This is a genomic window from Cryobacterium sp. PH31-L1, assembly GCF_030063145.1.
Classification (GTDB): domain Bacteria; phylum Actinomycetota; class Actinomycetes; order Actinomycetales; family Microbacteriaceae; genus Cryobacterium.
Map to the genome: position 1 here is coordinate 1 of NZ_JASISM010000001.1, position 13,194 is coordinate 13,194.

A 13,194-nucleotide genomic window follows, 5' to 3' on the forward strand; every position below is an offset into this window, starting at 1 on the left:
CTTCACGAGCGGCAAGCAGCAGGCGCACCGCTCGCTCCTTCAACTCCGGCGGATACTTCTTCAGTGCTGGCATGATTCTCAACCTTTCCGGGTGATCAAGAACCTCCATTAAACCCGGGGCGAGACATATTTCATTCTGGGTGGGGCCGGTCATCGTGGGTGTGTATGCGGCGGTGATGGTGTTGACGATTGCCGTGTGGGATCCAGAAGCCGCCGTCCCGGGGCTCAGGTATCAGCAGATCGTCGCGGGACTTGGTGACGCGGGAGTGGACGTCGTTGGTTCCGTGATTGGCTTGATTGTGTGGGGTTCCGTTGGCCTCGTGCTGGTTCTAGTTTTGAGCATCCTCGGACTTACTGGGCGCGTCGGACGCGTTCCCGTAATTATGGGGCATCTTTTGGTGATTGCCGGCGGGACGCCGGCCTACTTCTTGGGGTCGTTTTCGCTTGGTATGGACGTCGCGGACACGTTCGCCGTGTCGGGTGGCGTCCACGTACCCACAGGCGCAGTCCTTTACTCCTTGAGCGGGGTCGCTCTACTCGTCCTCGCCGTTGTCGGTATCCGCACAGCAGCGAATCGCCAGCCGGCGCTGGTGTGAGTCGAGTCTGCACGCAGCTGGCAGCATCCCGAAGCTGCACCAGTTCTGCCGTCCCATTCGCACATGCGGAAAGGCGACAGAACACGTTCTCTACAAATGTCGGGCCCGACGCGGTGAGAACGTGAAGCCGCGCGACCTGAGGATGAAGCCTGTTAACTCGATCAACAGCATGATCCAGGGGCCCCACGGCCCCATACCCGTCCGACGTTATTCGCCGCCTATCGGCATGGTTCCACTCAGATCCGCACCGATCGTGTGGATTCACGGAGGTGGATTCTTCAAAGGCAACCTCGACCAGCCCGAGTCTCATGACGTCGCTCGATCGCTGGCTGGGGCGGGATTCCATGTCGTTACTGTTGACTATCGGCTCGCGACTCTCGCAAGGCTTCGGTGGTCTTCGAGTGGTTTTTGCAGGAGCCCGGCAGTCCACTATCCGGTCCCGGTCGACGATGTCGTTGCAGTGGTGCGGGCGGTTCAGCTCGAGGCTCCCACCGGGGTGATTCTGGGCGGTGCAAGCGCCGGTGCGTGTCTATCGGCCGGCGCAGTGCTTCGCATGGCGGATCAGGGGGCGTTACCTCTCGCAGGCGTCTTCTTTGCCTACGGACTGTTCCATGCCGCCCTCCCGAAACGGGCGAGCACTTTGCGCCGTCGCCTTCGTGGCAAACGACGTTTTGTCCACACGCCGACACTTCTCAACCTGACGAATCTCCACTACGTGGGCACGCGGAGCACAATGTTGGAAGCGCACGCATTTCCCGGGGGGCACCCCCTGCACGACTTCCCTCCGACGCTCATGATCGACGCGGACCGCGACTCGATGCGCGCGTCCGGCGGTCAGTTCGTCAGGGAACTTCAAGCTGCCGGGATCGCAGCGAACTACCACGTGCTTCCCGATAGCTTCCACGCTTTCCTAAACCGTCCGAACGAGCCCGTCTTCGCGGACGGGTTACAACTCATAATCGACTGGGCCCGCGACATTGAGTCGAAACAGACGTGAGGCGCAGCAACCGAATTCAAGCGGCCCTCGTCCCGTAGGGGGTTCCGCATACGGGCGGCGTTCTACGCGAGACTGTCCGGCATTCGCTCCGGGGAGGTACCTGAGCTTGGCTGCACCTGAATCGCGGACGTGTGTCGACAAGTTCGATCCAATGTTGTCGGGTATCGTCAGCAGCCCGGAGTGCAAATGCCGGTGCGACTACGTCCGCCTTGGCCAACTCGGGCGACGATGGGGCGGCGGGACCTCCTCGATAGAGTGTGGGCATGGCGCCCCACAATGAACCCCTCGTCCATATTCAGAACTTCCGCATGGATTTCGGGAGTACCACGGTCGTAGAAGATCTTTCGTTTGATGTGCGGCAGGGCGAAACCTTCGGCTTTCTCGGGTCCAACGGTTCAGGAAAGACGACGACCCTGCGTGCGCTATTGGGGATCTACGCTCCAACCGCGGGGATTCTCCACGTGGACGGCCGGCCGTTCACGCCAGAGGCCGGCAGCCGCCTGGGGTATCTGCCGGAGGAACGCGGGCTATACAAGAAGGAATCTGTCCTCACCGTGATGACCTACTTCGGCCAGCTCAAGGGCCTCAGCAAGAAGGCCGCATCGGCCTGGTCGTCGAACTACCTGGAGCGGGTGGGTTTGGGCGACAAGTCGAATTCGCGGGTGGACAAACTCTCCGGCGGGCAGCAGCAGAAAGTTCAGCTCGGAGTAACGATCATGAACGACCCGGAGTTGCTGATCCTGGACGAGCCGACCAAAGGGTTTGACCCGGTGAATCGGCGACTACTGATGGACATTATCGAGGAGCAGAAACGCGCCGGCGCCACGGTCCTGATGGTCACCCACCAGATGGAAGAAGTCGAACGGCTCTGCGACCGCGTCATCCTCCTCAAGGGCGGCCGGGCGGAGGCCTACGGGACGATACCCGAGGTGCAAAACCAGTACGGCGGGACGATGATCCGGGTCAGCTACTCGGGGGAGATCCCGGTGTCACCGCACTATGAGATCAGCACTCGGGACCGCAACTATGCCGAACTCACCCTCACCGACACCATCGACGAGGCAGTTATCCTCCGCGACCTGGTCCAGGCTGGAGTACTGGTCCGCAGCTTCACGACGAGCAAGCTGTCCATGGAGGACATCTTCGTCACCGTCTATGGCGAGCAGAACGAAATGGTGGGTGCCTGAGATGGCCCAGCACAACCTCCGCACCGTCATCGGGTTTGAAGTATCCCGAACTTTGGGAAAGAAACGGTTCTGGTTCATTACCTTGCTAGTGCCGATCGCGATCGGCATCGTCATGGCTCTCGTGATCCTCGGCAACGTGTCGGCCGCCGATACGGCCGCCAGCCAGGCCGACGCGAAAATCACGTTCACCTACAGCGACGCGTCCGGGTATGTGGACCCGGCCGTGGCTACCGCGCTGGGCGGGACAGCCGTCACTGACGATGCTGCAGCGATCACCGCCGTGAAATCCGGGAAGGAAGAGGCCCACATTGCGTACCCGGCCGATCCAGCGACGACCGCGGTGCAGGTGTACGGCGCCGACAAGGGATTGTTCGGCAATGGCGCCTACACCGGCGTCGCCACCCAGATCTTGATCACCAGCGCTCAGGATCGCATCGGCGATCCCGCCCTGACCGCCCTAGCGCAAGGCAACGTGCCAGTCACGACCACGACCTACACCGACGGTGTCGAGGCGGCCGGATTCCTGGGCATGATCCCGCCCCTGATCTTTGTCGTAATCTTCTTCCTCGTCTTCACGCTGCTCTCCAACCAAATGCTCACCAGCACGCTGGAGGAGAAAGAGAACCGGGTAACGGAGATGATCTTGACGACGTTGAATCCCACCGTGCTGATCAGCGGCAAGGTCATCTCCCTCTTCATCGTCGGTTTCGTTCAAGTCCTCGTATTCCTGCTTCCCGTCCTGGTTGCGTATGTGTTCTTCCGCACGTCGCTGAACATCCCCGAACTGGATCTGTCGAGCGTGACGATTGAGCCTGGGCAGATGATCGTTGGAGCGCTGCTGGCGATCGGTGGGTTTGCCCTGTTCACCGGCACGCTGGTCGCGATCGGCGCGGTCATGCCGACCGCGAAAGATGCCGGCAGCTGGTTTTCCGGACTGATCGTGCTCATGATCGTCCCGCTCTACTCGCTGTCATTAGTCCTGTCAGACCCACACAATCCCGTCGTACAGATCTTCACGTACTTCCCGTACTCGGCACCGATCACAGCGATGCTGCGCAACGCGTTCGGCTCCCTCGCCGGCTGGGAAGCAGCCATCGTCATCACCGAACTCTTCCTCCTTGCCGCGGTCGTGCTGCAAGTCGCCGCACGCCTCTTCCGATACGGATCAATCTCCTACACCAGCAAGGTCTCCATCCGGACGGTCTTCGCGCGACCTACTCGGAGCGGCACCCGTAAGTAGTTCACGGGGATCAACAAGACTTGTGGACTTGTCCGGTCCCTCCTGCTCGGTCGGGGCGGGGCGAGCGTCGCCCACGACGGTTAAGTCGGCTCGAGTGCGTCGAACGCTACCGCCCAGGGGTAGGCCTGGATCGCTTTCTCGAATGTAGGAGCTGCGCTTTGGGCGGGTAGATCCTCCAACTCCTTACTCACCAACAGAACAGCGCACAGATCGGTCGCGGGTTCGGTGAGGAAGTCCAGATGCACGAAATGGCCGTCGATCGTCCCGAACACCACCGAGCTGAACGGGCCAGTGGGCTCCGACATGCCAGGCACAAACTCGGCGCCGATCAGCGCGAGCTCTCCATTGACGAGCTCAACCAAGCGTTCCGTGCCGAGGTCTGATATTGCACCTGCTCGAGGTGACTCGGCTACGACAGCAGCACGAGCCTCGGCGTCAGCTGCGCGCTCGACGGCAGAGGCCCAGACCCACACTCGATGGATGCCCTGAGCTTCCCACTCAACGTACACAGCGCGTTGCGTCCACGCCAAGGCTACGCCGCGCTCGCGCTCGGCCACGGCTGGGTATCTCACCCAAGCACGCACCGGAGGGGGGTCCTTCGCCACGGTGACAGGGAGCTCACCCAGCTCATCCGGCGTGAGGCTAAACGGCCGCGGCACGAACTCGTTCCCGTAGTCCGGTTCAACCTGGACCAGCGGCTCTGTCGACATCGCGCCTACCTACGGCCTAGGTTACTGGGCGCCAGAATATGAGCCAACGTGGATTCCGCCAAGTCACGAGTGCGGAGTGCGAGGTCCGAGAGCATGAGCCAATTATCTGCCCTCGGACGGCCGTCAGGAGGGCGGAACCCGTGACCGAGACATGGCTGAGCAAAACAGATGTTGCGGAATCACGTAAAGCCTTGCGCTTCACGTTGGTACTCATCAAGACCCCTGAGGTGGAAACCTTCTCGGTCGAGCACGACCGGAACGCCAGCGCCGAGCCAATCAGGTCCGTCACGGTGCTTCAGGTGTCTCATAACCGTTGATTGGTTCCAAAAACGTTCCCCTTGGTTCCGATACATAGTTGTGAGACTCCCCAACCCGACGGGTGGGTCTAGTTCCGGCAAGCTCGGAAATAGCTGGCGAGACGTCTCGTAACTATGAGGATACGAGACACTGGCGACCCGCGCCGGAGCCAACGCAGTGCGTCAAGTACCAACCACAGAACGTCGTCGTCTGGCGCGAAGGTCACAGGCGCAGTGTGGTGTCGTAGGAACCGCTGAATATTGACCCTCCTCTGGTTTCTGACATCCTTTAGACACAGCGATAAGGCAGGGGACGAAGTGGCAGATCAGGTTACAAACTCGCGATCAGTGTTCGTGGTGCATGGGCGAAATGAGGCACTACGCAAGTCGATGTTCGACTTCCTGCGCAGTATTAACCTTTCCCCCATGGAGTGGAGCCACGCTGTTGAGCTGACCGGCGAGGGATCCCCGTATATCGGCCAGGTGCTCGATGCTGCGCTGGACCACGCGGCGGCCATCGTCGTCCTGATGACACCCGACGAAATCGCGTACTTGCAGCCGCAGTATGGATACGATGACGCGGACCCAGAGACGAAGCCCTCTGCACAGGCCCGCCCGAATGTTCTCTTTGAGGCAGGCATGGCGCTCGGCCGTGATCCACAGCGCACGATTCTCGTTGAGGTCGGCACCGTTCGTCCCTTCAGTGACATAGCCGGCCGACACTCCGTCCGCCTTAGCAACGACTCGGCGCGCCGTCAGGAGTTGGCGAACCGGCTTAGGACTGCCGGATGCGACGTTGACCTTCAGGGGACGGACTGGCATAGCACCGGGGACTTCACGGCACCGCCTCTTCCTGGAGAGGGGTTGCCGCTCGGGCGGCGCCTCCCGTCAAACACGAACTACCGCAAGGCAATCGACTTTGACGTGAAGTACTACAACAAGGGCAGCAACCGCGTTGACAAGCTGCAGATCATCAATCGCGGCACAGAGACCGCGCTCGATGTGAACATCTCTTTGCCGGAGGACGCCGCATTGCAGCTGCACGACTTTCAGCCGATCAAGAAGATCCCCGGGGGCGGACGGTCAGTGACGATCGACGTTATGGGTATGGGGCGAATGTTTGGCGGCCCGGGCATGGACGACGTCTTCGACGTGACGGTCTCGGCACGTAGTGAGGCGGGCGAGCCCGTTGTACAAGAGATCTTCCTAGACACCAACAGCTGAGAGGAACAAGAACGTGAACGATGAAATCCGAGTGCCCGCAGGCTTGCCGCTCGATTCTGACGGCTTTCTGCGTCGGGAGTGTCCGAATTGTGAACATGAATTCAAATGGTTCAGCCACCAAGAGGGTGATCTAGACGCCGAGGTCGTCGATCAGTATTTCTGTCCACTATGCGGTGAAGCTGCCGGCACGGACTCGTGGTGGACGCCGGCACAGCTGGAGTACATGAATGGCGTGGGTGGCCCCGCTATAGACCAATATGTGCAGGACTCGGTCGAAAAGATGTTCAAGGGCGTCAAAGGCCTGAAATTCAAACCGGACCGCTCTTTCTCGCTTGGTATCGAAACGCCGGACGCTCTTACTGAGCCGGACGACATGATGATTGCAGAGCCGCCATGTCACCCCAACGAGCCGATCAAGGTGCCCGAAGAGAACGCCGCCAAGGTGCACTGCCTCATCTGCGGCACTGCGTTCGCGGTGTAATGAATAGGACGCCGCGGTCGAGGACAGGTGCTGCATAGAGCAACCCGACATGCGTGCCACACGTCCCAGGCTTTGGTAGGCGACACCGAGACACGCGAGGCGTGTCTCGTAACCTGTGTGTGCCGAAACTCATGGGATATACGACGCTGACGTCTTCGGGTTTAGCGTGGCCAATCGGGTCGCTGCGCCAGATAGCGATCAGAAAAAGCCGCCACGTAGCGCCGAAAGCCACAATAGGACCACCCTGTTAGACGTAAGCATCAGGAAATCCTGACGTGTACGACCGGGTAGACCCTGATGGACCCCGCGAACGAACTGCGCTTACTTCAGATCAGCGCTGTAGGTAACGCCGGAGTTGAGGTGGTGGCCGTCGAGACGTTTGCCCTTTTCGCCGCGTGGGTCATCTCGTTCGGCGTCGATGAGCGGAACGGCAACCCGGGTCGTGTGCACCGAGTCGCGTGTCCAATCGCCCTCGGGGTCAACGTCCCAGTCGCCAAGGATTATGTTTGGGCCGCCCTTCAGCAGAGCAATGATTCGTCTGATCCTAGGCCGCTTCACCTGAGCGACGTTCCAGTGCTTGCGTGCGCGATCTGCGAAGAACGCACCACCATGCCCTCCGAACGGTGCCGGCCGTCCTTCGAGCTCGTCGGCGGCGATCGGCACGATGACCGTGCTGATAAGGGAGCTCCATTGGATTGCTTCGTCTTTTGTGAAGATCGCTGGGCCCAGTACGGTCGTCGAGTGGATACCCGCGATGTTGGTAGTGGTGAGCGGGATGTCGTCGTCGGTGCACACTTTTGTACCAGCGATTGTTGCCACGTGGATTGCGATCGCCTCCGCCTTGCGTGCATCGCGGCGCGAGCTGAAGGGTTCCACCGTTTGCAGGATAACCGAGCCGGGGGCATCGCGGAGCTGTTCTGCAGCCTCATTGTGCCGCTGATATACACGAGCCATGCTGGTGGCGATGCCTATATAGATAGAGTTCTGTTTTCTGTTCTCGTACAGGTAGAGCCAGCAGGATTCGGCCAAGGCACTCAACCTTTCGCAGTTTGGGCGGACCTCGACGCGACGCCCGATCCACGTAAAGGATCCCATGAACACGACCCTCGCCGCCTCGCGAATCGGACTCGCGCATAGGAGCAATCAATGCTGCAGAAAGTACGCGAGTATAGCCTTACAGAGATGAGCGAAACTCCGCGAGATGGAGAGATTCGATGCCCACGATCAAGTCCTATACAACGGCCGGCGGTAAGCGCTACCTCGTGCGCTACCGCACACCTGACCGCCGACAAACGATGAAGCGTGGCTTTGCCACGAAACGCGATGCGGAACGATTCCTCGCGGGCATCGAGATATCTAAGGACCGCGGCGAATGGGTCGACCCGACCAAGTCGCGAGTGACCGTCGCTGACTGGGCCGAGCAGTGGTACGAGGCGCAGGTGCAGCTGAAACCGACGACGCGGTCCGGGTACCGACACGGCCTCGACAAGCACGTACTGCCAAGGTGGGGCGCGACGCGGTTGGGGGAGGTGAGCCACGCTGACGTCCAAGCGTGGGTTTCTGACCTGTCCGCGCGACTCGCACCATCGACCGTGCGCCAGATCCATCTCGTGCTCTCGGGCGTTCTCAAGTACGCCGTCATGGACAAACGCATTCCTGCCAATCCGTCCGATGGTGTCCGCCTCCCCAGGATCGTGAAGAGCTCAAGAGGCTATCTCAGCAACGACCAGGTGGCTCGCCTTGCCCGCGCCTGCGGGCCCGACGCCGACGTCATCATCTTGCTGGCCTACACCGGCCTGAGATGGGGTGAGATGGCCGGCCTCAAGACAGCACGAATCGATCTCGACCGGCGCCGGATTGACGTGACCGAGGCTGTATCTGATCCTCGAGGCCACGTGATTTGGGGAACACCGAAGTCGCATGAGCGACGTTCCGTGCCGTTCCCCGATTTCCTCTCGGACTCGCTTCGGGCACGTTGTGAAGGTAAGCACCCCGACGACCTGGTCTTCATGGCTCCTGACGGCGGAGTGCTCCGTAGTGGAAACTTTCGAAACCGCCGCTTCAAGTCTGCCCTCGCGTCGATTCAGGCGGATGACCCCGAGTTTCCGAAGGTGACACCACACGACCTTCGTCACACGGCTGCAAGCCTCGCGGTCTCCGTTGGAGCAAATGTAAAAGCAGTGCAGCGGATGCTCGGACATTCGTCGGCCGCGATGACCCTGGACGTCTACGCAGACCTCTTCGACGACGACTTAGACGCCGTGGCAGTGGCCCTCAATGGCAGTGTTCCATTTTCAAATGTGTTCAAAATGTGTTCACTGGAGGAAAATGAGGCCGAACCGGAGCCCGAAAATGGGCATAAAAAAAGGCCACTCCCCAGTGTTTCCTAGGGAGTGGCGGTGGTGGCCCCGACCGGCGTCGATCCGGTGACCTTTCGATTTTCAGTCGAACGCTCTACCAACTGAGCTACAGGGCCCCAAAGCTGCGTTGAAAAACGCCTCTTCTAAGGAAAAAAGCCCTTCCTTTCGAAAGGGCTATTACCTTTGCGACCCTGACCGGACTTGAACCGGCGACCTCCGCCGTGACAGGGCGGCGCGCTAACCAACTGCGCTACAGGGCCTCGATGTAAAAATGTGAATCTGTGTGCGAGGCACTTGGTAAGACTATTCTATTTCGAGTAATGCTTCGTGCACGTGCAGTTTGCGTAGCCCCAACGGGATTCGAACCCGTGTTAACGCCGTGAAAGGGCGCCGTCCTAGGCCGCTAAACGATGGGGCCGTGAGCCACAATGTTCATGGCTGCCGAAGAGTAAGCATACGGTCTTGTGGGGAGAAGGCCAAATCGGCGCGCGCGGCATCCGCTCGATTGGCCAATAATTTTCAATGCCAGTTCGCACCGCGCCTGTAAATGAGCGGGCCAGCGGGCATTTCGCGGGTTAGATTCACGGGTAAGGCTGGGTGAATCGTGTCTAGCTTGTTACGCTGAAGAGTCTGCTTCGGCGCACGTGGCGACTGCTATAAGCCTGTTGGGAAACAATGATTCGTACGAGAACCGTGAGCGACCACGGGACTGACCTGCCCACCCGCCGCTGGCGTGCGACTAATCGCTGGCCCCGGCGCACCCTGGCCCTGACCAGCATCATGGCCGCCATGACACTGCTGGTCACCCTCGTGAGTCCCGTCGCCCCGGCCAGGGCCATTGATTATCCCTCCTGGCAGGACCTGCAAAACGCCAAGGCGAACACCGCGTCGGCGGCCGCGCAGGTCACCGCTATCGAGAATCTCATTGCCGGCCTGCAGGTGCAGGTGCAAGAGACGCAGGCCGCAGCCGAGAAGAGCGCCAACGAACTCGAGGTGGCTCAGCAGGAGTTCGACGACGCCACCCGCCGGGCCGAGGACATCCAGACCCAGGCCGACGCGAGCAAAGCCACAGCGGATGCCGCGACCAAGCAAGCCGGTCAGCTCGCCGCCCAGCTCTACCGCACCGGTGGCACCGACCTCAGCGTGAACCTGTTCCTGGAGGGCCAGGGGGACGGCGCCGACGCCGACCTGCTGTTGGCCAAGCTCGGCAACATGAGCAAGCTTGTTGAGCGCAGCTCCGACGTCTACGAATCGGCGCAGTCGGCCACGAACAACGCCCAGTCTCTCGGTGACCAAGCCAAAGTCGCCCAATCCGAACGGGAGACCCTGCGCGTCGCCGCCGAGGCCGCGCTCGCCGCGGCCCAGGCTGCCGCCGAAACAGCAGCGAACGCGCTGGCTGAGTCGGAGGCCAAGAGTGTCGAACTGGAACAGCAGCTGCAGTTCATGCGCGACGCCCAGGCCACCACGACAGCCGGGTATGAAGCCGGAGTTGCCGAACGCGCCCGGCTTGAAGCCATCCGGGTTGCGGCTGAGGCGGCGGCACGGGCCGCAGCTGCCGCAGCGGCGCGGGCCAACAGTGGAGGCTCCGGTGGTTCCGTGAGCATGACCGGCTGGGCTGTACCGGCCAGCGGACGCATCACCGCCGGTTACGGCCCCCGCTCGACTATCTGCAGTGACGGTGGCCAGTGCAGCGGCAGCTTCCACTACGCCACCGACCTCGGCACCGGCTGCGGTTCCCCCATCTACGCCGCCCACGCCGGCGTCGTCACCTGGGCCGGCGTTCTCGGCACGTACGGCAACTTCGTGAAGATCAGCCACGGCGACAACGTCTCAACCGGGTACGCCCACATTCAAAACGGCGGGTATAACGTTCGTTCCGGCCAGTCAGTGTCCGCCGGGCAGATCATCGCCTATTCCGGGGATACCGGGGCCGCCAACGGCTGCCACCTGCACTTCGAAGTGTGGATTGGTGGAAACCGCATCAATCCCGTTCCATTCATGGCCGACCGGGGAGCATCACTTGGCTAAGAGCACAACAGCACCGAGCACCACCGCACGCGCACGGGTACGCACCAAGTCGAAGCGGATGCTGTCGGCAGTGGCGATCGGCGCGGTCTCGGCGGTCACAGCATCCGTTGCCGCCGCCGGCGGGGCCGCCTTCGCCGCCCCCGATTATCCGAGCTGGAACGACGTAGAAAAGGCCAAGCAGAACGAATCGACCAAGCAGGCCGAGATCGCGACTCTCGGCGAGCTGCTGAGCGGGCTGGCCAGCCAGGCAGCGAAGGCCGTCACGACCGCGCAGATCGCGGCCGAGGCCTACCGAGTGACGCAGGATGCTCTAGACGCCGCCACCCTGCGCGAAACCAGCCTCAGCGAGCAGGCGGCAACCGCCGAAGCCACCGCGGCGACATCCAAGATGCGGGCCGGCCTCATCGCCGCGCACCTCGCCAAATCCGGTGCCAGCGGTCTGTCACTCAACCTGTTCTTGAACGGCAACAGCGCGGATGACCTGCTCAGCCAGCTCGGAACGGCCAGCAAGCTCAGCGAACAGTCGGAGCAGATCTACACCGAGGCCGTGCAGGACAAGAACGCGGCCGAGTCCCTCGGGGAGCAGGCCGCATCGGCGACCGAGGAACGCGAACGCCTCACCGAAGAGTCCAAGACCACGTTTGATGCCGCCACGGCCAGTTCGACCGCAGCGGAGGCCGCCTACGACACTCAGCAACGCAAGTCGAGTGAACTGTTCGAACAGCTCGCCCTGCTCAAAGACACCACGGCCGAGGCCGAACGCAGCTTTCACGCCGGTGAGGACGCGGCCGCCGCGGCCAGCGCGTTTGCAGAGGCGCAGGCATCCGCTGCTGCCATAGCGGCTGCCGCAGCCGCGCAGGCCGCGCGCGACGCCGCAGCGACAGCCGGCTCGGGGACTGGATCGGGGTCGGGGTCGGCTTCTGGATCGGGCTCGGGCTCTGGTTCGGGTTCGGGTTCGGTTGCGCCGTCCGTTCCGGCCACGCCGTCCCCACCCGTCGCCGTGCCCAACGCGGGCATCGTCGCCACCGCGCTGACGTTCGCCAACGCCCAACTCGGCGATCGCTACGTCTTCGGCGGCTCCGGCCCAGATGCCTGGGACTGCTCCGGCCTCACCAAAGCCGCCTACGCAGCAGCCGGCATTTACATCGGCACCCACTCGGCTACGAACCAGTACAACACCATGGCCAGCCAGGGCAAGCTCGTTTCCTTCGCCCAGGTGCAGGTGGGTGACCTGGTGTTCTGGGGCAGCCCCGGCAACTACTACCACGTGGCGATTTACGCGGGGAACGGGCAGGTTCTCGAAGCGCCCAACCCCTCGGCCCGAGTGCGTGTGCACAGCATCTGGTCGTCCTGGGCTGTCGCGCCCTACGTGGGTCGCCCGGCCGCTTAACGCCGCGCCAGATAGGCCGCCCGGTGGCTTATTCAGGAAATGCTCGGGAAATCGCGCAATGACCGGCGGACCAGTGCCCGAGTCGCGTTCCTACCCGGCCGATTTCCTGAATTAGCCCCGGCGAGCGGGCCCACTGGCAAAACGAATCCCCCTGGTCGGCCAGGGGGGATTGGTCAGTGCTGGGGGCTAGTGGCCCTCAGCGGCCAGCTTCGCAATGCCGTCGACCACGATCTGGTTGGCTTCGGCGGCGTCGCCCCAGCCTTCCGTCTTGACCCACTTGTTCGGCTCGAGGTCCTTGTAGTGCTCGAAGAAGTGCTCGATTTCTTTGCGGGTGTACTCCGGAATGTCGAGGACATCCTGAATGTGGTTCCAGCGCGGGTCGCCGGCTGGAACAGCGATGACCTTGGCGTCGCTTCCGCCGTCGTCGGTCATGTTGAACACGCCGACGGGGCGCACTGAGACGCCAACGCCCGGGAACAGCGGGTAGTCGAGCAGCACGAGAACGTCGACGGGATCGCCGTCGAGGCCGAGCGTGTTCTCGAAGTAGCCGTAGTCGGTGGGGTACATGAAGCTCGTGTAGAGCACTCGGTCGAGGTACACGCGACCTGTTTCGTGGTCTACCTCATACTTGTTGCGGCTCCCGCGAGGAATTTCGATGACTGCGTCATATTCGGCCATGGCTGGT

Annotated in this window: 13 protein-coding genes and 3 tRNA genes; 10 read left to right on the forward strand and 6 right to left on the reverse strand. The window is 61.9% G+C overall.

The window, feature by feature from the left end; genetic code table 11:
- Positions 1 to 140: 140 nt before the first annotated feature.
- The 4 genes from QMF22_RS00005 (at position 141) to QMF22_RS00020 (ending at position 4,020) form a co-directional block, all read left to right on the forward strand.
- Positions 141 to 596, forward strand: coding sequence for a hypothetical protein (locus QMF22_RS00005; protein WP_283449013.1), 456 nt, complete (start codon positions 141 to 143; stop codon positions 594 to 596).
- 121 nt (positions 597 to 717) lie between these two features.
- A complete protein-coding gene (locus tag QMF22_RS00010) occupies positions 718 to 1,593 on the forward strand; it encodes an alpha/beta hydrolase (RefSeq protein WP_283449015.1) in 876 nt (291 codons plus the stop codon).
- A 263-nt stretch (positions 1,594 to 1,856) separates the two neighbouring features.
- Complete coding sequence (locus QMF22_RS00015; RefSeq protein WP_283449017.1) at positions 1,857 to 2,780, forward strand: ABC transporter ATP-binding protein; 924 nt, start codon at positions 1,857 to 1,859, stop codon at positions 2,778 to 2,780.
- 1 nt (position 2,781) lies between these two features.
- The gene (locus QMF22_RS00020) at positions 2,782 to 4,020 is read left to right on the forward strand and encodes an ABC transporter permease (protein ID WP_283449019.1); all 1,239 of its coding nucleotides are present in this window, start codon (positions 2,782 to 2,784) and stop codon (positions 4,018 to 4,020) included.
- Between the two features lie 80 nt (positions 4,021 to 4,100).
- Here the strand turns inward: QMF22_RS00020 and QMF22_RS00025 are convergent, their stop codons facing one another.
- Positions 4,101 to 4,730, reverse strand: a complete 630-nt coding sequence (locus QMF22_RS00025) for a hypothetical protein (RefSeq protein ID WP_283449021.1) — start codon at positions 4,728 to 4,730, stop codon at positions 4,101 to 4,103.
- A 140-nt stretch (positions 4,731 to 4,870) separates the two neighbouring features.
- Between QMF22_RS00025 and QMF22_RS00030 the strand changes: the two genes are divergently transcribed.
- The 3 genes from QMF22_RS00030 to QMF22_RS00040 all read left to right on the forward strand — a co-directional run bounded on the left by QMF22_RS00030 (position 4,871) and on the right by QMF22_RS00040 (position 6,731).
- On the forward strand, positions 4,871 to 5,047 hold the full coding sequence (locus QMF22_RS00030; protein WP_283449023.1) for a hypothetical protein: 177 nt from the start codon (positions 4,871 to 4,873) through the stop codon (positions 5,045 to 5,047).
- Positions 5,048 to 5,374: 327 nt separating this feature from the next.
- Positions 5,375 to 6,250, forward strand: coding sequence for a TIR domain-containing protein (locus QMF22_RS00035; protein WP_283449024.1), 876 nt, complete (start codon positions 5,375 to 5,377; stop codon positions 6,248 to 6,250).
- Positions 6,251 to 6,263: 13 nt separating this feature from the next.
- Positions 6,264 to 6,731, forward strand: a complete 468-nt coding sequence (locus QMF22_RS00040; RefSeq protein ID WP_283449026.1) for a hypothetical protein — start codon at positions 6,264 to 6,266, stop codon at positions 6,729 to 6,731.
- 321 nt (positions 6,732 to 7,052) lie between these two features.
- Here QMF22_RS00040 and QMF22_RS00045 read toward each other — a convergent pair whose 3' ends face one another.
- Complete coding sequence (locus tag QMF22_RS00045; RefSeq protein ID WP_283449028.1) at positions 7,053 to 7,760, reverse strand: GIY-YIG nuclease family protein; 708 nt, start codon at positions 7,758 to 7,760, stop codon at positions 7,053 to 7,055.
- A 185-nt stretch (positions 7,761 to 7,945) separates the two neighbouring features.
- Here QMF22_RS00045 and QMF22_RS00050 point away from each other — a divergent pair, with 185 nt between their 5' ends.
- Positions 7,946 to 9,121: a site-specific integrase gene (locus QMF22_RS00050; protein ID WP_283449030.1), complete on the forward strand. Its 1,176-nt coding sequence runs from the start codon at positions 7,946 to 7,948 to the stop codon at positions 9,119 to 9,121.
- 10 nt (positions 9,122 to 9,131) lie between these two features.
- Here the strand turns inward: QMF22_RS00050 and QMF22_RS00055 are convergent.
- The 3 genes from QMF22_RS00055 to QMF22_RS00065 form a co-directional block, all read right to left on the reverse strand.
- Positions 9,132 to 9,207, reverse strand: a tRNA-Phe gene (locus tag QMF22_RS00055).
- 70 nt (positions 9,208 to 9,277) lie between these two features.
- A tRNA-Asp gene (locus QMF22_RS00060) sits at positions 9,278 to 9,351 on the reverse strand.
- A gap of 85 nt (positions 9,352 to 9,436) precedes the next feature.
- A tRNA-Glu gene (locus QMF22_RS00065) sits at positions 9,437 to 9,509 on the reverse strand.
- A 275-nt stretch (positions 9,510 to 9,784) separates the two neighbouring features.
- On the opposite strand from QMF22_RS00065, the gene QMF22_RS00070 reads away from it, so the two are divergent.
- Both QMF22_RS00070 and QMF22_RS00075 read left to right on the forward strand, forming a co-directional pair.
- The gene (locus QMF22_RS00070; RefSeq protein WP_283449032.1) at positions 9,785 to 11,119 is read left to right on the forward strand and encodes a M23 family metallopeptidase; all 1,335 of its coding nucleotides are present in this window, start codon (positions 9,785 to 9,787) and stop codon (positions 11,117 to 11,119) included.
- The gene (locus tag QMF22_RS00075; protein WP_283449035.1) at positions 11,112 to 12,509 is read left to right on the forward strand and encodes a C40 family peptidase; all 1,398 of its coding nucleotides are present in this window, start codon (positions 11,112 to 11,114) and stop codon (positions 12,507 to 12,509) included. The genes QMF22_RS00070 and QMF22_RS00075 overlap by 8 nt, the downstream gene beginning before the upstream one ends.
- 186 nt (positions 12,510 to 12,695) lie before the next feature.
- Here QMF22_RS00075 and QMF22_RS00080 read toward each other — a convergent pair whose 3' ends face one another.
- Positions 12,696 to 13,187 (reverse strand): inorganic diphosphatase, encoded by a 492-nt coding sequence (locus QMF22_RS00080; protein WP_283449037.1) that lies wholly within the window; start codon positions 13,185 to 13,187, stop codon positions 12,696 to 12,698.
- Between the last annotated feature and the right edge of the window lie 7 nt (positions 13,188 to 13,194).